The sequence below is a fragment of the Aminobacter sp. P9b genome, assembly GCF_045345995.1.
Classification (GTDB): domain Bacteria; phylum Pseudomonadota; class Alphaproteobacteria; order Rhizobiales; family Rhizobiaceae; genus Aminobacter; species Aminobacter niigataensis.
On sequence record NZ_CP150082.1, the window covers coordinates 88,605 to 114,817 of the forward strand.

27 protein-coding genes are annotated in these 26,213 nt (G+C 64.3%); 15 read left to right on the top strand and 12 right to left on the bottom strand.

The features are described from left to right. Positions 1–147: 147 nt before the first annotated feature. Positions 148–1,041, top strand: a complete 894-nt coding sequence (locus WHT83_RS00425) for a DMT family transporter (protein ID WP_108609710.1) — start codon at positions 148–150, stop codon at positions 1,039–1,041. Here the strand turns inward: WHT83_RS00425 and WHT83_RS00430 are convergent. Beyond that, positions 1,008–1,859 (bottom strand): YihY/virulence factor BrkB family protein, encoded by an 852-nt coding sequence (locus WHT83_RS00430; RefSeq protein WP_183262450.1) that lies wholly within the window; start codon positions 1,857–1,859, stop codon positions 1,008–1,010. The genes WHT83_RS00425 and WHT83_RS00430 overlap by 34 nt on opposite strands. Positions 1,860–1,948: 89 nt before the next feature. Between WHT83_RS00430 and WHT83_RS00435 the strand changes: the two genes are divergently transcribed. The 7 genes from WHT83_RS00435 (at position 1,949) to WHT83_RS00465 (ending at position 7,339) form a co-directional block, all read left to right on the top strand. Further along, entirely contained in the window at positions 1,949–2,791 is an 843-nt protein-coding gene (locus WHT83_RS00435; RefSeq protein WP_406872659.1) for an SDR family oxidoreductase, read from the top strand. 27 nt (positions 2,792–2,818) lie between these two features. Continuing rightward, positions 2,819–3,010 carry a twin transmembrane helix small protein gene (locus tag WHT83_RS00440; protein WP_108606850.1) on the top strand — a complete coding sequence of 64 codons (192 nt, stop codon included), beginning with the start codon at positions 2,819–2,821 and terminating at the stop codon, positions 3,008–3,010. Between the two features lie 6 nt (positions 3,011–3,016). Then, positions 3,017–3,598 (top strand): cob(I)yrinic acid a,c-diamide adenosyltransferase, encoded by a 582-nt coding sequence (locus WHT83_RS00445; protein WP_406872660.1) that lies wholly within the window; start codon positions 3,017–3,019, stop codon positions 3,596–3,598. A 38-nt stretch (positions 3,599–3,636) separates the two neighbouring features. Further along, on the top strand, positions 3,637–4,425 hold the full coding sequence (locus WHT83_RS00450; RefSeq protein ID WP_406872661.1) for a rhomboid family intramembrane serine protease: 789 nt from the start codon (positions 3,637–3,639) through the stop codon (positions 4,423–4,425). 220 nt (positions 4,426–4,645) lie between these two features. After that, complete coding sequence (locus WHT83_RS00455; RefSeq protein ID WP_108606847.1) at positions 4,646–5,395, top strand: electron transfer flavoprotein subunit beta/FixA family protein; 750 nt, start codon at positions 4,646–4,648, stop codon at positions 5,393–5,395. A 23-nt stretch (positions 5,396–5,418) separates the two neighbouring features. Then, the gene (locus WHT83_RS00460) at positions 5,419–6,348 is read left to right on the top strand and encodes an electron transfer flavoprotein subunit alpha/FixB family protein (protein ID WP_183262453.1); all 930 of its coding nucleotides are present in this window, start codon (positions 5,419–5,421) and stop codon (positions 6,346–6,348) included. Between the two features lie 109 nt (positions 6,349–6,457). Further along, a complete protein-coding gene (locus tag WHT83_RS00465; RefSeq protein WP_108606845.1) occupies positions 6,458–7,339 on the top strand; it encodes a 3-hydroxybutyryl-CoA dehydrogenase in 882 nt (293 codons plus the stop codon). A gap of 6 nt (positions 7,340–7,345) precedes the next feature. Here the strand turns inward: WHT83_RS00465 and WHT83_RS00470 are convergent, their stop codons facing one another. From WHT83_RS00470 to tlpA, 6 genes are all read right to left on the bottom strand, one after another. Continuing rightward, the gene (locus WHT83_RS00470) at positions 7,346–8,158 is read right to left on the bottom strand and encodes a GGDEF domain-containing protein (protein WP_406872662.1); all 813 of its coding nucleotides are present in this window, start codon (positions 8,156–8,158) and stop codon (positions 7,346–7,348) included. A 241-nt stretch (positions 8,159–8,399) separates the two neighbouring features. After that, a complete protein-coding gene (gene ugpC / locus WHT83_RS00475; RefSeq protein WP_108606843.1) occupies positions 8,400–9,446 on the bottom strand; it encodes a sn-glycerol-3-phosphate ABC transporter ATP-binding protein UgpC in 1,047 nt (348 codons plus the stop codon). Then, on the bottom strand, positions 9,446–10,294 hold the full coding sequence (gene ugpE, locus WHT83_RS00480; protein ID WP_183262455.1) for a sn-glycerol-3-phosphate ABC transporter permease UgpE: 849 nt from the start codon (positions 10,292–10,294) through the stop codon (positions 9,446–9,448). Before ugpE ends, ugpC begins: the two co-directional genes overlap by 1 nt. A gap of 189 nt (positions 10,295–10,483) precedes the next feature. After that, complete coding sequence (ugpA, locus tag WHT83_RS00485) at positions 10,484–11,368, bottom strand: sn-glycerol-3-phosphate ABC transporter permease UgpA (protein ID WP_183262456.1); 885 nt, start codon at positions 11,366–11,368, stop codon at positions 10,484–10,486. 172 nt (positions 11,369–11,540) lie between these two features. Beyond that, positions 11,541–12,851, bottom strand: a complete 1,311-nt coding sequence (gene ugpB, locus WHT83_RS00490) for a sn-glycerol-3-phosphate ABC transporter substrate-binding protein UgpB (protein WP_406872663.1) — start codon at positions 12,849–12,851, stop codon at positions 11,541–11,543. Between the two features lie 356 nt (positions 12,852–13,207). Then, positions 13,208–13,903 carry a thiol:disulfide interchange protein TlpA gene (tlpA, locus tag WHT83_RS00495; RefSeq protein WP_406872664.1) on the bottom strand — a complete coding sequence of 232 codons (696 nt, stop codon included), beginning with the start codon at positions 13,901–13,903 and terminating at the stop codon, positions 13,208–13,210. Positions 13,904–13,935: 32 nt separating this feature from the next. Here tlpA and argH point away from each other — a divergent pair, with 32 nt between their 5' ends. The 4 genes from argH to WHT83_RS00515 all read left to right on the top strand — a co-directional run bounded on the left by argH (position 13,936) and on the right by WHT83_RS00515 (position 19,808). Next, positions 13,936–15,336, top strand: a complete 1,401-nt coding sequence (argH, locus tag WHT83_RS00500) for an argininosuccinate lyase (protein WP_406872665.1) — start codon at positions 13,936–13,938, stop codon at positions 15,334–15,336. A 70-nt stretch (positions 15,337–15,406) separates the two neighbouring features. Further along, positions 15,407–15,613 (top strand): lipoprotein, encoded by a 207-nt coding sequence (locus tag WHT83_RS00505; protein ID WP_183262461.1) that lies wholly within the window; start codon positions 15,407–15,409, stop codon positions 15,611–15,613. A 30-nt stretch (positions 15,614–15,643) separates the two neighbouring features. Next, positions 15,644–16,912: a diaminopimelate decarboxylase gene (gene lysA, locus WHT83_RS00510; RefSeq protein WP_108606836.1), complete on the top strand. Its 1,269-nt coding sequence runs from the start codon at positions 15,644–15,646 to the stop codon at positions 16,910–16,912. Positions 16,913–17,231: 319 nt separating this feature from the next. Then, complete coding sequence (locus WHT83_RS00515; protein WP_406872666.1) at positions 17,232–19,808, top strand: TIGR02302 family protein; 2,577 nt, start codon at positions 17,232–17,234, stop codon at positions 19,806–19,808. 39 nt (positions 19,809–19,847) lie between these two features. Here the strand turns inward: WHT83_RS00515 and WHT83_RS00520 are convergent, their stop codons facing one another. Together WHT83_RS00520 and WHT83_RS00525 are read right to left on the bottom strand one after the other, a co-directional pair. Then, complete coding sequence (locus tag WHT83_RS00520; protein WP_406872667.1) at positions 19,848–20,474, bottom strand: glutathione S-transferase family protein; 627 nt, start codon at positions 20,472–20,474, stop codon at positions 19,848–19,850. Positions 20,475–20,570: 96 nt separating this feature from the next. Continuing rightward, complete coding sequence (locus tag WHT83_RS00525; protein ID WP_318763670.1) at positions 20,571–21,431, bottom strand: LysR substrate-binding domain-containing protein; 861 nt, start codon at positions 21,429–21,431, stop codon at positions 20,571–20,573. Positions 21,432–21,771: 340 nt separating this feature from the next. Between WHT83_RS00525 and WHT83_RS00530 the strand changes: the two genes are divergently transcribed. After that, positions 21,772–22,716, top strand: coding sequence for a DMT family transporter (locus tag WHT83_RS00530; RefSeq protein ID WP_406872668.1), 945 nt, complete (start codon positions 21,772–21,774; stop codon positions 22,714–22,716). Here WHT83_RS00530 and WHT83_RS00535 read toward each other — a convergent pair. From WHT83_RS00535 to WHT83_RS00545, 3 genes are all read right to left on the bottom strand, one after another. Then, positions 22,683–23,084 carry a response regulator gene (locus WHT83_RS00535; protein WP_406872669.1) on the bottom strand — a complete coding sequence of 134 codons (402 nt, stop codon included), beginning with the start codon at positions 23,082–23,084 and terminating at the stop codon, positions 22,683–22,685. The genes WHT83_RS00530 and WHT83_RS00535 overlap by 34 nt on opposite strands. Before the next feature lie 69 nt (positions 23,085–23,153). After that, positions 23,154–23,696, bottom strand: a complete 543-nt coding sequence (gene hpt, locus WHT83_RS00540; RefSeq protein WP_183262468.1) for a hypoxanthine phosphoribosyltransferase — start codon at positions 23,694–23,696, stop codon at positions 23,154–23,156. Positions 23,697–23,705: 9 nt separating this feature from the next. After that, positions 23,706–24,344 carry a hypothetical protein gene (locus WHT83_RS00545; RefSeq protein ID WP_406872670.1) on the bottom strand — a complete coding sequence of 213 codons (639 nt, stop codon included), beginning with the start codon at positions 24,342–24,344 and terminating at the stop codon, positions 23,706–23,708. A gap of 196 nt (positions 24,345–24,540) precedes the next feature. Here WHT83_RS00545 and ftsE point away from each other — a divergent pair, with 196 nt between their 5' ends. After that, on the top strand, positions 24,541–25,200 hold the full coding sequence (gene ftsE / locus WHT83_RS00550; protein ID WP_055973192.1) for a cell division ATP-binding protein FtsE: 660 nt from the start codon (positions 24,541–24,543) through the stop codon (positions 25,198–25,200). Next, the gene (locus WHT83_RS00555) at positions 25,193–26,206 is read left to right on the top strand and encodes an ABC transporter permease (protein ID WP_108606829.1); all 1,014 of its coding nucleotides are present in this window, start codon (positions 25,193–25,195) and stop codon (positions 26,204–26,206) included. Before ftsE ends, WHT83_RS00555 begins: the two co-directional genes overlap by 8 nt. The last annotated feature ends 7 nt before the right edge of the window (positions 26,207–26,213 follow it).

Genomic DNA, 26,213 nt, shown 5'->3' on the forward strand with positions numbered 1-26,213 from the left:
CGGGTGCGCTCACCCAGATCGGGTCGTCAGATCAGGTTCGGTGAATCTATGGATCAATCGTTTCATTTTGCTTGCGCGAATATTCGGCATTAGAGCGATCGCATGAACTCCTACCGGGCGCGGCGTCCGGCGACGCACGGTGGACCCATGACATCCTCTCCAAAGCGGCTGATCCCGGCCACCTTCGTGCTGTTGTGGGCGACCGGCTTCATCGGCGCGCGCTATGCCATGCCGTGGGCGGAGCCGTTCACCTTCCTCGCCATTCGCTTCGTGCTCGCCTTCCTCCTCCTCGGCGGCGTGATGCTCGTATTGGGCTCCGGGCGGCTTTCACGACGCGCCGCACTCCATGCCGTGCTGATCGGCATGCTGCTGCACGGCGTCTATCTCGGCGGCGTGTTCTGGGCGATCCACCAGGGCCTGCCGGCCGGGCTGTCGGCGCTCATCGCCGGGCTGCAGCCGCTGGTGACCGCGGTGCTGGCCGGCAAGCTGCTTGGCGAAGAGATCCGCCCGCGCCATTGGGTCGGGCTCGCCATAGGCTTCGTCGGCGTGGTGATCGTGCTGTCGCCGAAGCTCGGCACACTCGGCGGCGGCGTGACCTGGCAGACGCTGACCGCATCGGTCATCGCCATGGCCGGAATCAGCGCCGGTACCATCTGGCAAAAGCGCGTCGGCGCGACCGGCGACCTCGTCACCGGCACCTTCTGGCAGTATGTCGGCGCGGCGATCCTGATGACCATCGCCTCGCTGGTGTTCGAGACGCGGCAGATGACCATCAACGGCGAGCTGATCTTCGCCATGACCTGGCTGGTGTTCGTGCTGTCGATTGGCGCGATCTTCCTGCTGATGGTGATGATCCGCGACGGCGCCATGTCGAAGGTCGCCTCGCTGTTCTACCTCGTGCCGGCGGTGACGGCCGTCATCGCCTGGGCCCTGTTCGGCGAGCAACTGTCGGCAATCCAGCTTGTCGGCATGGCGATCGCCACGCTGGGCGTCGGCCTTGCCACGGCTCAGCCGGGCACGCGGGCGCGGGCCTCGAGATAGCGGCTGATCGCGGCATTGAGCTCGCCGCCGAGGATGAAGATCGCCGAGACGATGTAGAGGAACACGACCGCGATCATGATCGAAGCGAGGCCGGCATAGGTGGTGACATAGGACGAAAAGGTGTCGAGATAGGCGGCGAAGATCGTCGATCCGACGAGCCAGGCGAGCAGCGTGAAGACGATGCCGGGTAGAATGCTCATAAAGCGCCGGCGGCCGGCCGGAAGCCAGATATGCACGGCAAACAGCCCGAACACGATGACCGCCGAGGCGATGATGAAGCGCCAGACGGTGATGGTGCCCATGTAGGGCTGGATCCATTCGAACTTGGCCTCGAGGATGCGCGCGATGATCGGCGCGAACACCAGCAGCACCGAGATGGCAACGAAGCCGATCGTGGCGATGAGCACGAAAATCAGGCTTTGAGTGCGCCGGAACCAGAAGGTGCGGGTTTCGGCGACGCGGTAGGCGCGGTTGAGCGAGGTGCGCAGCGCCTCGACGCCGTTGGAGGCGAAGTAGGCGGCGAGCAGCACGCCATAAGTCAGAAGGTCTGTGCGCGGCACGGTGAGCACGTTGACCACCTCGCGGGCGATTGGTGCCGCGATCTGCTCGGGCCAGGTGTCGAACACCAGGTGCACTGCGGTTTCGGCAAAGGCGTCGGCGCCGAGGAAGCTGGCAAGCGTGGTGGCGAAGATGAGGAACGGAAACAGCGCCATCAGCGTCGAGATGGCGAGATGACTGGCCATCGCCCAGCCGTCGTCGTCATGGAAGTGGCCGGCTGCGTCAAAGAGCACGCGCCTTGTGGCGACGATCTTGCGCATCAGCTCCAGTTTACCGCTCCGTCCGATTGTTTCCAGGGCGCGAATATGGGAAGGGTTTGCCCCGGTTGGCAAGTGTTGGCGGCAGCGAAGTGAACCCGATCAAGGAGTTACGCACGATAATCGTGACCGGCGCGTCGTCGGGCATCGGCGCGCATTGCGCCCGTGCGCTGCATGCGGAGGGCTGGCGGGTGTTCGCCACGGCGCGCAAGCCGGAAGACATCGCAGCCCTGGAGGCAGATGGCATCGAAGCATTCTATCTCGACTACGCCGAACCGCAATCGATCGAAGCGCTGGTGGAAACCGTGCTCGAACGCACCGGCGGCAGGCTCGACGCGCTGTTCAACAACGGTGCGCATGCCCAGCCCGGCGCGGTCGAAGACCTGCCGATGGCGGCACTCCGCGACCAGTTCGAGGCCAACTTCTTCGGCTGGCACGACCTGACCCGCCGCATCGTGCCCATCATGCGCGCGCAAGGACATGGCCGCATCGTCAACTGCTCTTCGATCCTCGGGCTGACGCCAGTGCCCTTCCGCGGTGCCTATGCCGCCTCCAAGCACGCGCTAGAGGGCCTGATGCTGTGCATGCGCCAGGAACTCAGCGGGACAGGCATCCATGTCTCGATGATCGAGCCCGGCCCGGTGAAATCGAAGATCGCCACCAACGGGCTGATCTGGTTCCTGCGTTACATCGATCACGAACGCTCGGCCCACCATGAAGCCTATCGTGCCCAGCTCGCAAGGCTGTCCAGCGGCGGCTCCAAATCGCGGATGAAACTGGGGCCGGAAGCGGTTCATGCGGTATTGCGACACGCCCTGCTGTCGCCGCGCCCGCGTCCGCATTATGTTGTCACGACCCCGGCGAGAATCGGCGTCGTGCTGAAACGCCTCCTGCCCGCCTCGCTGCTCTATCGCATTCTGGCCCGCCAAGCCTGACCGGCGGCCAACCGAACTGGAACTCAAATGGCTACCGTATTCAACATCATTGCCGTCGTCCTCATGTTTGCCGTGGTGGTCGTCCTGATCCGCGGCCTCATCAACATGCTGCGCGGCGGCTCGGGCAACACCTCCAACAAGCTGATGCAGGCACGCGTGCTCTTGCAGGCGGTGGCGCTGGTGTTCATCCTGCTGACCCTCTATTTCACGCGCGGCTGAGCGGAAATGGTCAAGCTCAACAAGATCTACACCCGCACCGGCGACGACGGCACGACAGGGCTCGGCAGCGGCGAGCGCCGCCTGAAATCGGACCTGCGTGTCGAGGCCTACGGCGCGGTCGACGAGGCCAATGCCTGCATCGGCATGGCGCGGGTTCATACGGCAACCGAGCATGCCGACATCGACGCCATGCTCGGTCGCATCCAGAACGACATGTTCGACCTCGGCGCCGACCTGTCGACGCCCGACACCGGCAAGGACCTTGGCTACGAGCCGCTGCGCATCATCGCCAGCCAGACCGCGCGCATCGAAGCCGACATCGATCGGCTCAACGCCGACCTCGCCCCGCTCAGGTCGTTCGTGCTGAATGGCGGCTCGCCGGCGGCTGCGGCGCTCCATCTCGCCCGTACGGTCGCCCGGCGCGCCGAGCGCGTGATGGTGGCGCTGGCCCAGGACCCGGCCGAGCACGTCAACCGCGAAGGCATCCGCTACATCAACCGCGTCTCCGACCTGCTGTTCGTCGCCGCGCGCGTGGTCAATGACAACGGAAAAGCCGATGTGCTATGGGTTCCCGGCAAGAACCGCTGATCAGCAGATAAAGTCGCCGGGAGGCGGAAGCGAGCCGCATGTTCATTCCGCTCTACGATTCGAACCGCCTGCGCCACATCCGGATGCAATATGTGACGTTGGGCCTGATCGCCATCAACGTCATCGCCTATTTCGTGACGTCGCTGGGCAGCGAGGAATTCGCAACCGCCGCGGTCCTCGGCCTGGGCTACATCCCCTCGGTGGTGCATGACCTTGCCGAACTGTCGCCGGACCTGATCATCATCCCGGAAGACCTGAGCTACGTCACCTATTCCTTCCTGCATGGCGACATCCTGCATCTCGGCGGCAACATGCTGTTCCTGTGGGTGTTCGGCGACAATGTCGAGGATGCGCTCGGGCACTTCCGCTTCCTGGTGTTCTACCTGCTCTGCGCCGTTGCCGGCGCTTTCCTGCACGGCCTGATCCTGCCAGACTCCCAGACGCCGCTGATCGGCGCGTCGGGCGCCATCGCCGGCATCGTCGTCGCCTATCTGATCCTCTACCCCCGCGTGAAGGTGTGGGTGCTGGCCTTCGCCCGTATCCCGCTGCGCATCCCGGCCTGGATTCCGCTCGTCCTATGGGTGCTCTTCCAGTTCCTGATGATCGCCATCGGCGGCGACGACGAAGTCAGCTGGGCGGCCCATGTCGGCGGCATCGTTGCCGGCGCCGTCCTGGTGCTGGTGCTGCGCCGGCGCGACGTGCCGTTGTTTGCAGATGCGGAAGCGGCCGTGCCAAGCCCCGAAAAGACCGAAGCGCCCGCCATGCCCGAGCCCGCGACGCCGGAACCGCCGACGGCGCAACCGGCACCACGCTGGGGCCGGCAATAGCGGGAAAAACGCAGCTTGTTTCAAACGATTTGAGCTTGAAGCAGATATTGACGCTAACGTCAGCCACAACTACGTTCCGCCCGCTTGCGGCAGCCCTCCCGCCACCAAAAGCGCGAGATCAAGTCTGTTTTTCCGCCCAATATGTCGGCAATCGACAATTGCGTCGGCCCGAGCGCTGCTATAGCGCGCCTAACATCGCTGTTCAGAGAGGTACCAGCCCATGAAAGTTCTCGTCCCGGTGAAGCGGGTTGTCGATGCGAACGTTAAGGTGCGCGTGAAGAGCGACGGCTCGGGTGTCGAGCTTGCCAACGTCAAGATGGCGATGAACCCGTTCGACGAGATCGCGGTCGAAGAGGCGATCCGGCTCAAGGAAGCCGGCAAGGTCGAGGAGATCGTGGTGGTCTCGATCGGGCCTGCCCAGGCCCAGGAAACGCTGCGCACGGCACTCGCCATGGGCGCCGACCGCGCCATCCTGGTCAAGGTCGACGAGGCGGTCGAGCCGCTCGGCGTCGCCAAGGTGCTGAAGGGCGTGGTCGACGCAGAGAAGCCGGGCCTGGTGCTGCTCGGCAAGCAAGCGATCGACGACGACAGCAATCAGACCGGCCAGATGCTGGCTGCCCTGCTCGGCTGGGCCCAGGGCACCTTCGCCTCGAAGATCGAGCTTGGCGGCGACAAGGCCAGCGTGACGCGCGAAGTCGACGGCGGCCTGCAGACCGTCGAGCTCAAGATGCCGGCGATCGTGACGGTCGACCTGCGTTTGAACCAGCCGCGCTATGCCTCGCTGCCCAACATCATGAAGGCCAAGAAGAAGCCGCTCGACGAGAAGTCGGCCGCCGACTTCGGCGCCGACGTGACGCCGCGCCTCAAGGTTCTGAAGACCGAGGAGCCGGGCGGCCGCAAGGCAGGCGTCAAGGTCAAGACGGTGGCCGAGCTGGTCGACAAGCTGCGTAACGAAGCCGGCGTGCTGTAAGCGAAGCGAAAGGGATCAAAAACATGGCAATTCTCCTCATCGCCGAGCACGACAACGCTTCGCTCTCCGACCAGACCGCCAAGGCGCTGTCGGCAGCACAGAAGATCGGTTCCGACATCGACGTGCTGGTCGCCGGCAAGGGCGCCAAGGCCGCGGCCGACGCCGCCGCCAAGCTCAAGGGCGTGCGCAAGGTTCTGCTGGCCGAAGCCGACGAACTGGCCGAGCGCCTGGCCGAGCCGATGGCGGCCCTGGTCGTCTCGCTCGCGCCCAACTACGACACCATCGTCGCCGCCGCGACCTCGACCGGCAAGAACGTCGCCCCGCGCGTCGCGGCCCTGCTCGACGTCGCCCAGGTCTCGGAGATCATCGAGGTGATCTCGGCCGACACCTTCAAGCGCCCGATCTATGCCGGCAACGCCATCCAAACGGTGCAGGCGACCGACGCCAAGAAGGTGATCACCGTGCGCACCGCCTCGTTCCAGGCAACTGGCGAAGGCGGCTCGGCTTCGGTCGAGACGGTTTCGGCTGCAGCCAATCCCGGCCTGTCCTCGTTTGTCGAGAACAAGCTGTCGGAAAGCGACCGTCCGGAGCTGACCTCGGCCAGGATCATCATCTCGGGCGGCCGTGCGCTCGGCAGTTCAGAGAAGTTCCAGGAGGTCATCCTGCCGGTCGCCGACAAGCTCGGTGCCGCCGTCGGCGCCTCGCGCGCTGCCGTCGACGCCGGCTACGCCCCCAACGACTGGCAGGTCGGCCAGACCGGCAAGGTGGTGGCGCCCGACCTCTACATCGCCTGCGGCATCTCGGGTGCGATCCAGCACCTCGCCGGCATGAAGGATTCCAAGGTCATCGTCGCCATCAACAAGGACGAGGAGGCCCCGATCTTCCAGGTTGCCGACTACGGCATCGTCGGGGATCTGTTCGTCATCCTGCCGGAACTCGAAAAGGCGCTTTGACGCCCCAACGAGTGACGTACTAAAATGTGATGGCCGGGGTAGACGATGCTACCCCGGCCATTTAGTTTGCATTGCACAAAACTAAAAAGCCTGCGACGGGATAGGTGTGATGACGGGTAAGATCGAGACGATCGGCATTGTCGGCGCTGGCCAGATGGGCGGCGGTATCGCACATGTCTCCGCGCTGGCCGGCTACAGCGTGTTGCTCTACGACATTTCTCCGGAACGCATCGAAAAGGGCATCGCCACCATCAACGGCAACCTGGCGCGCCAGGTCGCGTCGGGCAAGCTCGAGGACCAGGCCCGCAAGGACGCCATGGCCCGCATCGGCTCGGCGCCTGCCATGGCCGACCTCGCCAGCGCCGACCTTGTCATCGAGGCGGCAACCGAGGACGAGACGATCAAGCGCAAGATCTATGCGCAGCTCTGTCCGCAGCTGAACCCCGAGGCGATCCTCGCCACCAACACCTCCTCGATCTCGATCACCCGCCTGGCCGCCCAGACCGACCGTCCGGAGCGCTTCATCGGCATCCACTTCATGAACCCGGTTCCGGTGATGAAGCTGGTCGAGCTGGTGCGCGGCATCGCCACCGAAGACAAGACCTTCGAGGCCGCCAAGGACTATGTCCGCCACCTCGACAAGACGGTGACGGTGTCGGAAGATTTTCCGGCCTTCATCGTCAACCGCATCCTTCTGCCGATGATCAACGAGGCGATCTACACGCTCTATGAGGGTGTCGGCACCGTTGAAGCCATCGACACCGCCATGAAGCTTGGCGCCAACCATCCGATGGGCCCGCTGCAGCTGGCCGACTTCATCGGCCTCGACACCTGCCTGTCGATCATGCAGGTGCTGCATGACGGCCTGTCGGACTCGAAATACCGCCCCTGCCCGCTGCTGGTGAAATATGTCGAGGCCGGCTGGCTCGGCCGCAAGACCGGGCGCGGCTTCTACGATTACCGCGGCGAGCACCCCGTTCCGACGCGCTGATCGCCTTCAGTTCAAGAGGCTGGGCGCAAGCCAGCCGGGCGTCTGGTCCGGTGGCATCGGCGCAAGCTCGACGCGATTGCGCCCCGCGCCCTTGGCTTCGTAGAGATGCAGGTCGGCAACGCGGAAAAGCTCCTCGAAGCCGACCGGGCTGTTGAACACCGCCCCGCCGACGCTGACCGTCAGCCGATGGAGCCGGCCAGCAGGCTGGAACGGCGCCTCCGCCACCGAACGGCGGATGCGCTCAGCGATGTCGGCGGCATTGACCGGTGACGCGCCCGGCAGAAAGACCGCGAACTCCTCGCCACCGAGGCGGCCGAGCATGTCGTCCGAGCGCAGGCAAGGCTGGATCGCGGCGACGATGACGCGCAACGCCACATCGCCCTCGGCATGGCCGAAACTGTCGTTGATCGTCTTGAAGTGGTCGGCATCGATGACCAGCAGCGCGCCCATGGTGCGCTGGTTGCGACGTGCGATCTCGCGCGCCAGCACGTCGTTGACACGGCTGGAGAATGCACCCCGGTTGAGGCAGGCGGTCAGGGCATCGGTCGATGCAGCGACGACCAGCTTGTGGTTGACGATCGCCAGTTCGCGCAATTTCAGCGTCAGGTAGAAGAACAGCGGCGCCGCCAGCAGGATCGGCACGACGGTCGCCTCGATCAGAACCAGGTCGAAGACCTCGGCGCCGGCATTTTGGAAAAGCACGAAGGTAACAGCGAGCGAAAACGCGACGCAGCCGAGCGTTCCGAACACCGTCCAGCCGGCCAGTTGCAGCCACGCGCTCCACGACAGCTTCTTCCACGATGCCCGCACTGCCGCCACCTCCTTGATCCTGCACCGATCTTCGGTCGAGCGGCATGAACAACAGGTTATCGCCGGCGCTCAAATGCAAGCGATGTGGCGATCGGTTGCGGTTGTTGGCTGCGGTTGTTGGGTTGTGCGTCCTTCGACAGCCTCAGGATAAGGATCTCAGGCGAACGTCAGCGCAAACTCCCTCATCCTGAGCCTGTCGAAGGACGCAAGACGGCACGACCGCGCTGCTGGCCCGCGCAAGCGCAAAGCATCAGACCCGTTTGCCGTCGCTGCCGAAGAAATGCACCTTCTCGCGCCGCGCGAGTACCGGCAACTGGTCGCCGACGGCCACGGCAGTGCGGCCGGGCACCCGAACGACGATCCGCCCGCCGGCGGCCTCGCAGTAGAGAAAACTCTCCGCACCGACCGGCTCGACGCCCAGGACGCGGGCCATGAGCCGAAGCCCGCCTTCCGACGCGGCGCCATCCGCACCGACTTCGCAATCCTCCGGCCTGAAGCCGATCGTCGCAGCATTGGCGGGAATCGCCGGCAGCGACACCGCGCCTTCGAGCTGGCCACTGCGCAGCGGCAGGAGGTTCATCGGCGGCGCGCCGATGAAGGAGGCGACGAATGTCGAGGCGGGCTTTTCGTAGATGTCGAGCGGCGCGCCGAGCTGTTCGACGAGGCCGGCATTCATCACGACCAGCACGTCGGCCAGCGTCATGGCCTCAAGCTGGTCGTGGGTGACGTAGACCGAGGTGACGCCGAGCTTGCGCTGCAGGCTCTTGATCTCGACGCGCATCTGGCCACGCAGCTTGGCGTCGAGGTTGGACAGCGGCTCGTCGAACAGGAAGACCTTGGGGCTGCGCACGATGGCGCGGCCCATGGCGACGCGCTGGCGCTGGCCGCCCGACAGTTCGCGCGGGCGCCGCTCGAGCAGATGGGCGAGCTCCAGCGTCTCGGCAGTGGCGCGCACGCGCTTGTCGATCTCGTCCTTCGGCATGCCGCGGTTGCGCAGGCCGTAGGCCATGTTGTCGTAGACCTTCATATGCGGGTAGAGCGCATAGTTCTGGAACACCATGGCGATGTCGCGCTCGGTCGGGCCGATGGCGTTGACCACCTTGCCGTCGATCGAGCAGGTTCCGGCCGAGATCGTCTCCAGGCCGGCGATCATCCTGAGCAAGGTCGACTTGCCGCAGCCGGACGGCCCGACGAGCACGCACAGCTCCTTGTCGGGAATGGCGATGGAAACGCCCTTCACCGCCTCGACCCCGCCTGGGTAGACCTTCTTGACGTCCTTGAGATCGACGGTTGCCATTATTTCTCCGTATCGACGAGGCCGCGGACGAACCAGCGCTGCATCAGCACCACGACCAGGATGGGCGGCACGATGGCCAGCATGGAAGTGACCATGACCAGATGCCATTCGGTGTCGGCATCGGCGAACGAGATCATCTTCCTGAGCGCAATGACGATGGTGTTCATGTCGTTGCGGTTAGTGACGAGCAGCGGCCAGAGATATTGCGTCCAGCCATAGATGAAGAGGATGACGAACAGCGCCGCGATGTTGGTGCGCGACAGTGGCAGGAGGATATCCCAGAAGAAGCGCCATGGCCCGGCGCCATCGACGCGCGCGGCCTCGACCAGCTCGCCCGGGATGGTGAGGAAGAACTGGCGGAACAAAAGCGTCGCCGTCGCCGACGCGATCAGCGGCACGATCAACCCGGTATAGGTGTCGATCAGGCCGAAATCGACCATCACCTTGTAGGTCGGCAGTATGCGCACCTCGACCGGCAGCATCAGCGTGATGAAGATCAGCCAGAAGAACGTCATCCTGAGCGGGAAGCGGAAGAACACGATGGCATAGGCCGACAGCAGCGAAATGATGATCTTTCCGATGGCGATGCCGAGCGCGACGACCGTGGTGTTGAACAGCAGTGTCGCCACGCTGACCCCGCCGATGCGCCCCACCCCGCCGAACAGCGCCTCGGAATAGTTCTCGACGAAACGATCGCCGGGCAGGAGCGGCAGCGGCGGACGCAGGATGGTCTGCAGCGAATGCGTCGAGGCGACGAAGGTGTAGTAGATCGGGAACGCCACGATCAGGATGCCGAGCACCAGCACCAGATGGGCGATGAACGTGCGGATGGGGGAATTGTCGATCATGGGTAGACACCGCCCTCCCTTCTCCCCTTGCGGAAGAAGGTGTCGCCGAAGGCGACGGATGAGGGGTGTTCCAGCAAGCACTCGGTTGCGAGATTGGTGGGACGAAGGCCTGCGCCCTGTCCAACACCCCTCATCCGACCTCGCTGCGCTCGGCCACCTTCTCCCGCAAGGGGAGAAGGCAAAAACATCTCACCCATAATGCACCTTCTTCTCGACATAGCGGAACTGGACGGCGGTGAGCGCAATCACGATGACCATCAGGATCACCGACTGGGCCGCAGAGTCGCCGAGGATCAGATTGACGAAGCCGTCGTTGTAGACCTTGTAGACCAGCGTCTCGGTGGCCTTGCCCGGCCCGCCGCCGGTGACGGCGTGGATGATGCCGAAGGTGTCGAAGAAGGCGTAGACGGTGTTGACGACCAGCAGGAAGAAGGTGGTCGGCGCAAGCAGCGGAAAGACGATCGTCCAGAAGCGCTTGAATGGTTTGGCGCCATCGATGGCTGCCGCCTCGATCAAGGTCTTCGGGATCGCCTGGAGGCCGGCGACGAAGAACAGGAAATTGTAGCTGATCTGCTTCCACGAGGCGGCGGCAACGACCAGCACCATCGCCTGCTCGCCGTCGAGCAGCGGGTCCCAGTTGATGCCGAGCCAGCGCAGGCCATAGGCGAGCGAGCCGATCGACGGGTTGAACAGGAACAGCCACAGCATGCCGGCAATCGCCGGCGCGACCGCATAGGGCCAGATCATTAGCGTGCGATAGACGCCGCGGCCGCGGATGACCTTTTCGGCCATGACGGCGAGCAGCAAAGCCGTGCCCATGGCGACCGCGGCGGTGGCGATCGAAAACACCGCCGTGACCTGGATCGAGTTGAGATAGTTGGGGTCCGACAGGACCTTCTTGAAATTGGCGAACCAGACGAACTTCGACGACAGGCCGAACGGGTCTTCCCGGAGCATCGACTGGCGCAGCGCCTGGCTGGCCGGCCAGTAGAAAAAGACCAGCGTGATCGCCAACTGCGGGGCGACCAGCAGGTAGGGCAGGATCTTGTTGGGAAAGACGACGCGTGGGGACAATGAGAGCCTCGTGACGAACGTCGAACATCAATGCCGCCCCTCATCCGCCTGCCGGCACCTTCTCCCCGTGAAAGACGGGGAGAAGGGACAAGCGGGAACGTGGATGCCCCCTCTCCCCGTTTTTCACGGGGAGAGGGTAAGGGTGAGGGGCATTCTGGGCCTGGCGTCCGGCTTAGTTTCCGATCGCTTCCTGGATCGCCTTGTTGCCGCGCGCAACGATGTTGTCGAGTGCCTGCTGGGCGGTCTGCTGACCGGCGAGCATCTTCTCGTACTCTTCGTTCTGGATGTCGCGGACCTGCGGCAGGTTGACGAGGCGGACGCCCTTCGAGTTTTCGGTCGGCGCCTTGCCCAGCATCTGCTTGATCGGAATCTCGCGGGCCGGGTTCTTGTCGTAGAAGCCCGACTTCTTGGTTTCCTCGTAGGCCGCGAGCGTAACCGGCAGGTAGCCCGAGACCTGGTGCAGGCGCGCCTGGATCGGCGTCTGCGACAGGAAGTTGAAGAAGGCGCCGACGCCCTTGTATTGCTCTTCCGGCAGGCCGGCGAAGACCCACAGCGATGCGCCGCCGGGGATGGTGTTCTGCGGCGCGCCCGCAGCATCGGCTTCGTAGGGCAACTGGCCGGTGCCGTAGTTCATGCCCGACTTGACGATGTCGCCGAGACCACCGGAGGACTCGGTGAAGATGCCGCATTCGCCTGCGAGGAAGATCTGCTTCGCCTCGGAGGTGCGGCCGCCATATTTGAACGTGCCGTCCTTGGCGAGATCGGCAAGCTCCTGGAAGTGCTTGACGAAGGCCGGAGCGTTGATCTTGAGCTCTACGTCGGTGCCGCCGATGCCGTTTTCATTGGTGCCGTAGGACAGGTTGTTCCAGGCGGCGAAATTCTCGGTGTGGATCCAGGTCAGCCAGGTCGAGGTAAAGCCGCAAGGTGCAGCACCGCTCGACTTGATCTTTTTGGCGGCGTCCCAGACCTCGCCCCAGGTCTTGGGCGGGTTGTCGACGTCGAGGCCGGCTTTCTGGAAGATGTCCTTGTTGTAGTAGAGGATCGGCGAGGACGAGTTGTACGGGAACGACAACATGGTGCCGTCGGGCTTGGAATAATAGGCGACAATGCCCGGCAGGTACTGGCTCTTGTCGAAGGCCTGGCCGCCCATCGACAGGATTTCGGCGACCGGCTTGATGGCGCCTTCGGCACCCATCATCGTGCCCGTGCCGGCATCGAAGACCTGCATGATCGTCGGCGGCTGCTTGGCGCGGAACGCGGCGATACCGGCGTTGAGCGTCTCGGGATAGGTACCCTTGAACACCGGAACGACCTTGTATTCGCTCTGGCTCTCGTTGAATTCCTTGGAAAGCTGGTCGACGACCTCGTTGTTCGCGCCGGTCATGGCGTGCCACCATGAAATCTCGGTGACGGCGAAGGCGGAGGTGCTGGACAACAGCGTCATGGTGGCGGCAACACCGGCCGCGAAGCCTAGGGTCTTCATTGTCTCGCTCCCGTTCTGGTTGGCGAAATGTTTAGTTCCGCGGGGAGCAGTATTGTCGGATTATGACAGCGCTACAACAGTTTTGTATTGATCGTATGAAGGGCGCATTTGGCGCACTTCATTTTCACTTGCGTTGCAACCTGGCAATGAATTTTCGGATCGTTCGAAAACGAAACCGAATTGCCGACAATTAGGCGCATCTGAATTACCGGCAACGCCGGCTAACGAAAGGCACGGCCAACGCCGTCAGACAACGAAAAAGCCTTTCGCGCACGAATGGCGCGAAAGGCTTCGCCTTCGCTTTGCAATCTGGAATTGCAGCCGGCAAAACGACTGCGTGTGTGGAAACGCCGGGCCTATTTGGCCAGCGCCGCCTCGATCAGCTTCTTGGCGTCGGGACTGGCCCATTCCGCCGGGCCGTTCATGTTGGCGAGCAGGCAGCCTTCGCCGTCGACCAGCAGTGTCACCGGCAGGCCCAGCGCCAGGCCGCGCTTCTTGAGGTCATTGAAGACGGCAAGCGTGTTGTCTCTGTAGTAGCCGAGCGAGTTGATGCCGATCTCGTCGAGGAACTTCTTTGGCTTGGTGTCGTCGCCGGTGTCGACGTTGACCGCCACGACCTCGAAATTCTCGCTGCCCATCTCGCGCTCCAGCGCATCGAGCGCCGGCATTTCGGCGCGGCAGGGCGCGCACCATGTCGCCCAGAGATTGATCAGCAACGTGCGGCCCCCATGATCGGCCACCGTCATCGGCTTGCCCTCGGGGTCGTTGAAGGCGAGCTTCTTCAGCGACTGCGGCGGATCGGCCGGCATCATTGCCGCCACCTGGCCGGTGGCTGCGGCCCCGACCGCCTTGGCGATGTCCGCCTTGGCGGCACAAACCTTGTCCTCGGCGCTTGCGTTCGCGCTCGTATCAGTGGCGAGCTGAGGCGTAGAGGCGTTGTTGCCAGGAAGGGTGCTGCTGACATATACCGCGACCGCGCCGGCGATCACGCCTGCAACGGCGGCTAGGACGATATGGCGTGGCGCGGGGATCATTTTTCTGCGGTCCGACATCTAATCAATTTTCTCCGGAGCCCGGTATCACGATGAGCGACAAGAAGGCCAGCAACCAGATGTGGGGCGGACGTTTTGCCTCGGGCCCGGCCGCGATCATGGAGGCGATCAACGCCTCCATAGGCTTCGACAAGAAGCTCTACGCCCAGGACATCCGAGGTTCCGTCGCCCACTCCGAGATGCTGGCGGAAACGGGCATTATTTCCGTCGCAGATCAACAGAAAATCGCTCACGGGCTGAACACGATCCTGCGAGAAATCGAAGACGGCAAGTTCACCTTCTCGACCCGGCTCGAAGACATCCACATGAACATCGAGTCGCGCCTGGCCGAGCTGATCGGTCCGGCCGCCGGGCGCCTGCACACCGCCCGCTCGCGCAACGACCAGGTAGCGGTCGACTTCCGCCTCTGGGTCAAGGATGAATTCCACCGCATCGCCGAGGCGCTGAAGGGGCTGATCGCGGCCTTCCTCGAACGCGCCGAACAGCACGCCGCGACCGTCATGCCCGGCTTCACCCATCTCCAGACGGCGCAGCCGGTGACCTTCGGCCATCACTGCATGGCCTATGTCGAGATGTTCGCGCGTGACCTCAGCCGCGTCCGCGACGCGGTTCAGCGCATGGACGAGAGCCCGCTGGGTGCCGCCGCTCTCGCTGGCACCGGTTTCCCGATTGACCGTTTCAAGACCGCCGCAGCGCTCGGCTTCCGCGAGCCGACCCGCAACTCGCTCGACAGCGTCTCGGACCGCGACTACGCGCTCGAGTTTCTGTCAATCGCCGCGATCTGCGCCACGCATATGTCGCGGCTTGCCGAAGAGATCGTCATCTGGTCGACGCCGCAATTTGGCTTCGTGCGCCTGTCGGATTCCTTCTCCACCGGCTCGTCGATCATGCCGCAGAAGAAGAACCCCGACGCCGCCGAACTGGTGCGTGCCAAGACCGGCCGCGTCAACGGTCATCTGATCGGTCTTCTGACCGTGATGAAGGGCCTGCCGCTGACCTATTCCAAGGACATGCAGGAAGACAAGGAAGCGGTGTTCGACGCCGCCGAGACGCTCGACCTGATGCTCGCCGCGATGACCGGCATGGTCGGCGACATGACCATCAACGACCAGGCAATGAAGCGCGCCGCCGGCTCGGGCTATTCGACGGCGACCGACCTCGCCGACTGGCTGGTGCGCGAGATCGGCCTGCCCTTCCGCGAGGCGCACCACGTCACCGGCCGAGCCGTGGCACTGGCCGAAAGCAAGAAGGTCGGGCTGGAAAAGCTCACGCTGGACGACCTCAAGTCGATCCACGACGGCATCACCGACGACATCTTCTCGGTGCTGTCGGTGCAGAACTCGGTGAAGAGCCGAACCTCCTTCGGCGGCACGGCACCCGCAGAGGTGAAGAAACAGATCCGCTACTGGAAGAAACGCTTGACGAAAGCTTGATCGATCCGGGGTGCAATGAGCAAAAATCTCCGCTACAAGCGGCGGGGAATTTTTCTCGGATGGATGGGTCATGACCGCTGGCAGGATTTTGGTGACGCTTGGGCTGATCGCGGCGGTCGGCATGGTTTCGGCCTGCGGCCGCAAGGGCGACCTCGACACCCCTTACGATGCAGCAGTGCAGGCGCAAAAAGATGCTGCAAAGGCCGGCCAGCCCGCGACCGCCACGCCGCAGAAACCGGTCGAGGACAAGCCTTTCATCCTCGACCCGCTGCTCTGAGCCGCGCTCCACCTTTCGAAAGCAGTTGCCGTGAACCATTTCGACTATCGTGACGGCGTCCTCCACGCTGAAGACGTAGCGCTGACCGACATCGCGCGGAGCGTCGGCACGCCGTTCTATTGCTATTCCACGGCGACGCTGACGCGACATTTCAACGTTTTCTCCAAGGCCTTTGCCGACCTCGACGCGCTGGTCTGCTACGCCATGAAGGCGAATTCCAACCAGGCAGTGTTGAAGACGCTTGCCCGGCTTGGCGCCGGCGCCGACGTGGTGTCGGAAGGCGAGATGCGGCGTGCACTGGCAGCCGGTATTCCGGCGAACAAGATCCTGTTTTCCGGCGTCGGCAAGACCGCACGCGAGATGGATTTCGCGCTGCAGGCCGGCATCCTGTGCTTCAACGTCGAATCCGAGCCGGAGCTCGAACTGCTGTCGGCACGCGCGGTGGCCAATGGCAAGGCCGCACCGGTGTCGCTGCGCATCAACCCCGACGTCGATGCCAAGACGCACAAGAAGATCTCGACAGGTCTCGCCGAAAACAAGTTCGGCATTCCGCGACAGCACGCACGTGAGGTGTATGCCCGCGCGGCCGCCCTGCCCGGTCTCAAGGTGACCGGCATCGACATGCATATCGGCAGCCAGATCACCGAGCTGCAGCCCTTCGACGACGCCTTTGCGCTGCTGGTCGAGCTGGTCGCGACGCTGCGCGCCGACGGCCATGCCATCGACCATGTCGATCTCGGCGGCGGGCTGGGCATTCCTTACAAGACCGACAACTCGCCGCCGCCGCTGCCCGACGCCTATGCCCAGATCGTGCACAAGCATGTCGGCAAGCTCGGCCTCAAGGTGATGTTCGAACCGGGCCGGCTGATCGTCGGCAATGCCGGCATCCTGGTGTCCGAAGTGATCTTCGTGAAGGAAGGCGACGCCAAGAACTTCCTCATCGTCGACGCGGCGATGAACGACCTGATCCGGCCGACGCTCTACGACGCCTATCACGACATCCGTCCGGTGGTGCAGGCCAAGGCCGATGCGCCGCGCATGACGGTCGACATCGTCGGGCCGGTCTGCGAGACCGGCGATTTCCTCGGCCTCGACCGCGATCTGCCAAGGCTCAACTCCGGTGACCTGATCGCGGTCAGCACTGCCGGCGCCTATGGCGCGGTGCAGGCGGGGACCTACAACACCCGGCCCTTGGTGCCGGAAGTGCTGGTCGACGGCGACCGTTTCCACGTCATCCGCAAGCGCCAGACCTATGACGAACTGATCGGCCTCGATTCTGTACCGGACTGGCTGGCGTAGGAGCGTCGTATCTGGTGCGGTTGCTCGGCCGTGCGTCCTTCGACAAGCTCAGGATGAGGACGGTCAGCGCCAGCGATGTATCGTCGAACCGTTCAGATCGAACTCTTTCAACGTGAGCGCCACCAGCACCAACGGTCCTCATCCTGAGCTTGTCGAAGGACGCACGATCGAGCAACCGCACTAACTCGATCAACAATCAGCGAAGATAAACCTGGGTGGCTATTTCACGATTGCGTTGGTCGCCTCGCCTTCGCCGTGATTGATGGTATTCTGCCATAGGCAGGTGGCCGCATCCCGCGCCGCCCAAGCGGAAGGGCCGATGACGGAACCGACCAGATCAGCTCTGCATCGAGACATCGCCGCCAGACTGGGCAGGACACGCCTGGTCATAGGCGCGGCCATGATCGTCGAGCGTGGCTGGCCGCTGGTGCTGCCGCTGCTCGTCACAGCCAGCTTGTTCTTCAGCCTGTCATGGCTCGGCCTGTTCCGCCTGTTGCCCGACATGGCGCGACTGGCGCTGATCGTGGCCTTCGCCATCGCCGGGCTCGCGTCGCTCTATCCTCTGCGGTTTTTCCGCCTGCCTTCCTGGGCCGAGATCGACAGCCGCCTCGAACGCGCCAACCAGCTGCTGCACACGCCGGTGCAGGTCCAGACCGACCGGCCATCGGGCAAGGCGGACGGGTTTGCCGACGCCCTGTGGCGCGAGCACCAAAAGCGCATGGCCGAGCGGCTGGGCACCCTTGGCGGCGACATGCCGCGCACCAACGTGCCGGAGCGCGACCCCTGGGCGCTGCGGGCGGCGGCGGCACTGCTGCTGGTCTGTGCCTTCGCCTTCTCGTTCGGCCCGATGGGCGGCCGGCTGGGCGACGCCTTCCGGGCGCATGCGGCGCGCGACGCCGTTCCGCCGCGCATCGACGCCTGGGTGACGCCGCCGACCTACACCGGCAAGGCACCGATCTTCCTGACCGCCGACGCCAGCAAGGACATCCCCGTCATCAGCGTGCCGGAAGGCAGCGAACTGTCGTTGCGGGTGACCGGCGGCAGCGGCGAGGAAACGCTTGCCTACACCAATGCCAAAGGCGAGGTCCGTGACATTGCGCCGAGCGGAGCCAACGCCGATCCGGCCAAGCCGGCAATGACAGGCCCGGTCGCAGCCGTGCGGCAGTTTGCCGACAAGCTGACCACCGAGGGCCGGCTTACGCTGAAATCCGGCAACGACGAGCTGGACAGCTGGGCCTTCACCGTCGTCGCGGACAATGCGCCGAAGATCAGCTTCGTCGGCGAGCCCAAGCGCGCCGTCAACGGCACGCTGGAACTGACCTACAACATCGAAGACGACTACGGCGCCGCTTCGGCCAAGGCCGATTTCGCCCTTGCCGAGGACCAGGCGCCGGATGCGCGACCGCTCTACGGCGCGCCCGAAATGCCGCTTTCGCTGCCGCGCCGCGGCGCCGCGAAGAAGCCTGTGAAGGCAACGCGCGACCTGACCGAGCATGTCTGGGCCGGCGCCTCCGTCAGGCTCACGCTGCACGCCGTCGACGACGCCGGCCAGGAAGCGAAAAGCGAAACCAAGACGATCATCCTGCCCGAAAAGCCCTTCACCAACCCGCTTGCCCGGGCGGTGATCGAGCAGCGCCGGCTGCTGGCCCTCGACGCCAACGCCAAGCCGCGCGTGCTCGAGCTGATGGACGCCATCACGCTGAGACCCGAAGACACGATCGACAACCTCTCGCACTATCTCGCTTTGATGAGCGCGCGTGCACGGCTGAAGATGGCCGGCTCCGACGACCAGTTGCGCGAGGTCGTGACCTATCTCTGGCAGGTCGCGCTCGGCATCGAGGAAGGCGACCTGTCGGCGGCGGAGAAACGCCTGCGCCAGGCCCAGCAGGCCTTACAGGATGCGCTGGAGCGTGGCGCCAGCGACGAGGAGATCGACAAGCTGATGGCCGAGCTGCGCGAAGCCATGAACGACTTCCTGCGCGAGTTTGCCGAACGCAACCAGCAGAACCAGACCGCGCAGAACCAGACGCCCGGTCAGGAGCTGCGCCAGAGCGACCTGCAGCGCATGCTCGACCAGATCGAGAACCTGGCCAAGTCGGGCAACCGCGACCAAGCCCGCGAGTTGCTGTCGCAGTTGCAGGACATGATGAACAACCTGCAGGCCGGCCGGCGCCAGCAAGGCCAGCAGGGCCAGCAGAACTCCGAGATGCGCCAGCAGATGGACAAGCTCGGCGAGATCATGCGGCGCCAGCAGGAGATGATGAACGAGACGTTCCGCATGGACCAGATGCAGCGTGGCCTGCAGCAGCAGGACGACCCGTTCGGCGAGAATGGCGAGCCCGGCCAGCAGCAGCAACAGGGCCAGCAAGGCGAAGGCCAGCAGGGCCGGCCGATGACGCCTCAGGAGTTTGCCGACGCGCTCAAGCAATTGCAGCAGGGCCAGGGCCAGTTGGAGAAGGACCTCGAAGCGCTGATGAAGGGCCTCGAAGGCATGGGCATCAAGCCGGGCGAAGGTTTCGGCGATGCCGGCGAATCGATGAACCAGGCCGAGGGTGCACTCGGCAAGGGCGAAGGCGACCGCGCCGTCGGCCACCAGGGCCGCGCGCTGGAAGCCCTGCGCAAGGGCGCGCAGGACATGATGCAGCAGATGCAGGCCATGCAGGGCGACCAGGGCGGCAGCGAGGAAGGCGGCCGCCAGCAGAACGCCGACCGCGACCCGCTGGGCCGTCCGCGCGCCACCACCGGCCCCGATTTCGGCGATTCGGTGAAGGTGCCCGACGAGATCGACGTCCAGCGCGCGCGCCAGATCCTCGACGCCATCCGCAAGCGGCTCGGCAACGCGCTCAGCCCCGAGCTGGAGCGCAGCTATCTCGAACGGCTGCTCGAGTTGAAGTAGCCGGCCTCCGCTCGGCCGGCTGCATCAGATCGGGGATCTTCAGCCCGGAACCATCCCCGCTTCGCGCGCCATGGCGAAGTCCTTCTGGCTGGCTCGCTGGAAGGCCGGCCGGGCGGTCAGCCTGTCGAGATATTCCTTGAACACCGGCTTCTCGGGCAGGACCTTCAGCACCTGGGTGCCAAAGTTGATGCCGCCGCCGATCTGGGTGTCGGCCGCGGTGAAGCGGTCACCGGCGATGTAGGGCCGCGACGACAGCGTGCGTTCCAGATTGGCGATCATTTCGCTGAACGAACCGTAGGAATAGCCGCTGCCCATGAACTCGTGGCCATGCGCCTTGGCCGCCAGGACGGGGTCGAACACCCCATCGGCATAGACAAGCCAGGTCAAATAGGGTGCGCGCATCTTGTCGCCGATGGCAGGCGCCAGGCCCGCTTCGGGGAAGGCATCGCAGAGATAGGTACAGATCGCAGCCCGCTCGGTGACGACCGTGCCGTCATGGACAATCGCCGGGACCTTCTTGTTGGGCTGGATCGACCGGTATTCTTCCGGCGCCCCGTCAGGCGCACGGATATCGATCTTCTCGATCTGGTAGGGCGCGCCGAGTTCCTCGAGCAGCCACAGCATGTTCGACGCACGCGACCACGGAGCATGGTAGAAAATGATCATGGCTTCCGCCTCGCTTCAGATGGCACCACTATAGCACTGCCCTCCTGACAGCCCTTTGTCAGGATGGATGGCAGGAGCCCTCCATCCGACCCGAGATCAGCGCCGCTGATGGAAAGCGTCGCGGATGGCGTCCGCCATGGCGTCGACGGCTTCGCTGATGGCGCGCGGGTTACGATGCAGCACGACCCTTGTCGTATCGATCGGGCCGAAGCCTTCGGCTTCCGTCAACTCCCGGCAGTCGGCCGGGATATTGCTGCGCGCGATCGGCGCCACGCCCAGGCCGGCAGTGACGGCAAGGGTCAGCCCGTTCGTGGTGTCGCTGGTATAGGCGAACCGGTAGTCGATGCCGCGCTGTTCGAGCGAGCGGAGTGCCAATTCGCGACACCAGCCCTCGCGGGTGTAGATGGCGACCGGCAAGGGCCGTTCCCGATGCAGGTCATGATGATTCGAGGTGACCCAGACAGTCGGGTCATGCATCAGCACCTCGACGCCCGTAGGCGCCTGCCATTCGAAAACCACCGCCAGATCAAGCTCTCCAGCCGCAAGAGCCGCCAGTTGGGAGACCGAATAGCCGAACCGGACCGTCACTTCCACCTGGGCGTGGCGCTTGGCGAATGCTCCCAGCGCACGCGACAGGACGGGCTGCCCATACTCCTCCGGCAGCCCGATGCGGACCGGGCCGCCGAGCGGCGCCGACCGCATCGACGAGGCCGTCTCGTCGAGCAATGCGATGATGCGGCGGGCATTGTCGACAAGATCGCCGCCGCGCTGCGTCAGCGTCACGCCGCGCGCGCCGCGTTCGAACAGGACGTCGCCAACGACCTCCTCGAGCCGCTTGATCTGCATGCTGATCGCCGACTGGGTGCGCCCGACGGCTTCCGCCGCGCGGGTAAAATTGCCGCTGTCCGCTACCGCCAGGAACGTACGCAAGAGGTCGCTGTCGAGGCGAACGGTCATGGTATTTCACCACCAGTCATAAGGAATTCTAATGACTGCCATCATTCCAATTCGTTTGCATCGTGTCAAACACCAATGGATAGTCCGCCTACCCATTGGAAGGTGGCCGTTAGATGCGGCTACGGACTGGTAAGTACCGTCCTCACTTTCACCCGCCGCGGTTTTCACGGCGGGTATTTTTTTGCCCGATTCAAAATGCTGCGACGTCCTTTGCGCGTCCGATGGGACGCGCAAAGCTGTAGACCGCTGGACCAACAGCCGGCTGCGACAAGCGCTCTCTATCCGCCGCGTCTCGCGGTAGAACTGTCCGACGATCTCATGCGACAGGCCGACGGAGACCATGCAGAACAGAACGCTTCTCGGCATCCTGTGCCTGTGCCTGGGCGTGCTGGTGTTTTCGATCCAGGATGCGCTGATCAAGGCCGTGGCCGGCACCTATCCGGTCAGCCAAGCGCTGCTGATCCGCGCCGTCGTGGCCCTGCCGATCCTGCTTTTTCTCGTACATCGTGATGTTGGCCTGGGCGCGCTGGCGTCACCGAACTGGCGCTTCCTGGCGACACGCTCGTCGATCCTGTTCATCTCCTACTGCGCCTACTACCTGGCGATCCCCGCCCTGCCGATCGCCGATGCCGCGGCACTGTTTTTCCTGGCACCGCTGCTGATCATGACGATGGCAGGCCCCTATCTCGGCGAACGGGTGCCGTGGCAGAGCCTCGTTGCCGGCGCCGTCGGCCTGATCGGCGTCATCGTGATGGTCAATCCAGGTGCCGGAATTTTCGAATGGGCCGCGCTGCTGTCGCTGGTCTCGGCCTTCCTCTACGGCTTCTCGCAACTGATGGCGCGCAAGATCGGGGTCACCGAAAGTGCCACCACCATGGCCTTCTACCAGAACGCCGCCTATCTCGTCGGCGCGGTCGCGATCGGCGCCACGTTCTCGGCAACCGGCTTCACCCAGACGGGCCACCCCAGCCTCGACTTCCTGATGCGTCCCTGGGTCTGGCCGAGCCTGCGCGATTTCCTGATGATGGGAGCCTGCGGCGTCATTGCCGCGGTCGGCATGATCCTTCTGGGCCAGGCCTACCGGCTTACGCCCGCCAACAAGGCGGCGACGTTCGAATATACTGGCCTGCTGTGGGCGCCGCTGTGGGGTTTCCTGTTCTTCACCGAGATTCCGGACAGCGGAACCGTCATCGGCGCCCTGTTGATCGTCGGCGCCGGCATCTTCGCGCTGAATGTCGGCGGCCGGTCGCCTCAGGCCGCGCCAGCGAATGCCGCGGCCGATTGATCCGTCCTGGCCAGCGCCAGCGACACCCGATCACGGATGTCGGCAAGCGTGAACGGCTTCTGCACGACATCGATGATGATCGCGTCGAGCTCCTCGGCGCGTTCACGCTGGTCGGCGTAGCCTGTCATCAAAAGGATCGGCAGCCCGGGGAAGGAGCGTGCCGCCAACTGCGCCATCTCGATGCCGTCCATCTCCGGCATGCGGATGTCGGAGACGACAAGGTCGTAGACGCCCTTTTCGGCATGGATGCAGTCGAGCCCCTGCGCACCGTCGCAGGCGACATCGACAATATGGCCGGCGCGTTCGAGCGCGCGGGCAGCGAGGGTACGGACGGACTCGTCGTCCTCAACGATCAGAAGCTTTGCCATGGCGGCGATATTTGCCGCGACAGGTTGACGATTTCTGAAGGCCGGCGAGATTTGTGCCCCGTCGCGGGATCAGGCCTCGCCCTTGACCACCCCGACGAAAGGCAGTTCGCGGAATGCGTGCGCCACGTCCATGCCGTAGCCGACGACGAAATAATCCGGGCAGTCGAAACCGACATAATCGGCATCAAGGTCGGTCTTGCGGCGCATGCGCTTGTCGAGCAGCACGGCGATCGAGCAGCTCTTGGCGCCGCGCGACATCATCAGCTCGCGGGTGAACTTCAGCGTCTTGCCCGATTCGAGGATATCGTCGATCAGCAGCACATCGCGGCCCTTGACCTCGTTGTCGATGTCGCGCAGCACGCGGACCTCGCCGCTGGTCGTGCCGGCGCCGTAGCTCGAGATGAAGATGAACTCGACTTCCGGCGACAGGCCGACATCGTGCATGGCACGGATCAGGTCGGCGGCGAAAATGAACGAGCCCTTGAGCACCGAGATGACCAGCAGGTCGGTGTAGTCGTGCGCCGCGATATCCTTGGCGAGTTCGAGATTGCGCCGCGCAATCGCCGAAGCGGAGAACAGCACTTCGATTTCCTTGTCGCGCACAACTGGCATGACTTCATCCTATTCCGAGAAAGCGACCGTGACGGTCTTTATCCCGTTCATAGGCACCTCGAGCCGGCTCGAAAAGGCCCATCTTGCGCCTGGCGCCACCGGATCGGCGCCTTTCCCCAGCCTGTAGCGCAGGATCTTGCCGTCGTTTGCCGCAACGGCAATGTCGATCGGTGGCAATGGCGCAGCCGCCTTGCCATCGTTGTACGCAGTCCCGTCGACGAGCAGCACCGGCCTGCGGCCGGAGCTGTCGACCCGCGACGTGACCTCGGCAATGCGCAAGGAAGAGGCCTGCCAGGCCAGCGGAAACGCCGCCGCACGCACGACCGCATGGCCGCCGGACACCCAGAACGCCATTGCCGCCAACGAGATGCCGGCGAGCCAGAAGATCGGACCACCACGAACGGGACTCGGATCCCGACATGCTCTTGTCGCCCGCAGCATCTCCATTCCGCCGGCCGAAGCCGCCGAGCCGATGAAGGCCGGCGGGTCTTCAGCTGATTCGTTGCGGGTATGGGAAGCTTCAATGACCTCGAAATCGGCGTCGACGATGTCTGCCGAATCCACAGCTATCGGCTGGGCGAATGTGTCGCGGGCGTCGGCGGCCATGATTTCGCCGGAAACCGGGCGTGCTTTCCGCTGCTCAGCCATCAGACCCCTTAGACATTTTGCCGAGAGGGGGTAAACGGAAATGGTTAATGCTTCGCCACCGAGGTGCTTTCGAGCCCCACCCCGGACGGAAACTTAACCGTCCGTTAACCATGCGGACCCAAGGTCGTTTCATAGAAACGGGCGACCGGGGTCCCGAGAAAATCATCGGGATCGATAAACCCAAGGTCTGCAGCACGTGATCCGATTCGAGAATGTCGGCCTCAGATACGGAATGGGACCGGAGATCCTGCGCGATGTCTCCTTCCACATTCCCGAGCGCTCGTTCCAGTTTTTGAGCGGGCCTTCCGGCGCGGGCAAGACCACCCTGCTCCGCCTGCTGTTCCTGTCGCTCAAGCCGACGCGCGGGCTGATCAGCGTTTTCGGCAAGGATCGCACCCGCATTTCGCGCGCCGAGTTGCCGTTGATGCGCCGACGCATCGGCGTGGTGTTCCAGGATTTTCGGCTGCTCGACCACATGACCACCTACGAGAACGTGGCGTTGCCGCTGCGCGTGCGCGGACGCGAGGAGGCGAGCTACCGCACCGACGTCATCGAACTGCTGAAATGGGTCGGCCTGGGCGAACGCATGCATGTGCTGCCGCCAGTGCTTTCGGGCGGCGAAAAGCAGCGTGCCGCGATTGCCCGCGCACTGATCGAGCAGCCGGAGATCCTGCTGGCCGACGAGCCGACCGGCAATGTCGATCCGCCGCTGGCGCGACGCCTGCTCAGGCTGTTCATCGAACTCAACCGGCTCGGCACCGCAGTGGTCATTGCCACCCACGATCTCGGCCTGATGGACCAGGTCGACGCCCGGCGCATGATTCTCGCCGGCGGAAAGCTCGACATCTATGACTGAAGCCCCCGCCGACACCCGCGACCACGACGAGGAATTCGAGGACGAATTCGAAGATGCGCCGATGCAGCAGCCGGCACCGCGCCTGCAGCGCAAGACGGCACCCATCGTACCGTCGCAGAACGTCGCCGGCCGGGCGCTGGTGCTGGTCATCGCCATCATGACGTTCCTGTCGTGCCTGACGCTGGGCGCGGTGACGCTGGTGCGCGATACCGCCTCGGTGTGGGAGAACCAGATTTCGCGCGAGGCAACGATTCAGATCAAGCCTGTCGACGGGCTCGACATGGATGCAGCGCTTGAGACTGCCGCCCGCATCGCCGGTGAATTTGCCGGCGTGGTTTCGACCAGGATCGTCGACCGCGAGGCCACTGCCCGCCTGCTCGAACCATGGCTCGGTTCGGGGCTCAACATCGACGAACTGCCGGTGCCGCGGCTGATTATCGTCACCATCGATGAAACCAGCCCGCCGGACTTCGGCGCCATGCGCGCCGCCATCACGCCGAAGGTGCCGACAGCTTCGCTCGACGACCATCGCACCTGGGTCGACCGGCTGGTGGCGATGGCGCGCACCACTGTGACGATCGGCACCGGCGTGCTGGTATTGATGCTGGCGGCGACCGTGCTGTCGGTGGTGTTTGCCACGCGCGGCGCCATGGCCGGCAACGGTCACATCATCGAGGTGCTGCATTTCGTCGGCGCCGAGGCGCGCTTCATCGCCAGCGAATTCCGCCGCCACTTCCTGCTGACCGGCATGAAGGGCGCGGCCGCCGGCGGCGCGGCCGCGGTCATCGTGTTCATCATCTTTTCCTGGTGGTCGTCGCGCAACCTGGCGACGCCGGAAGCCGACCAGGCGACGGCACTGTTCGGCAACTTCGCCATTGGTGCCAACGGCTATCTCGGGGTCGCGGTCATCGTCGCCGTCATCGGCGGGCTGACCGCCGCCACGTCGCATTTCACCGTGGTTCGCTACCTCGGCGACATGGATCTGCACCAGCCGGACGGGATGTAGACCATGC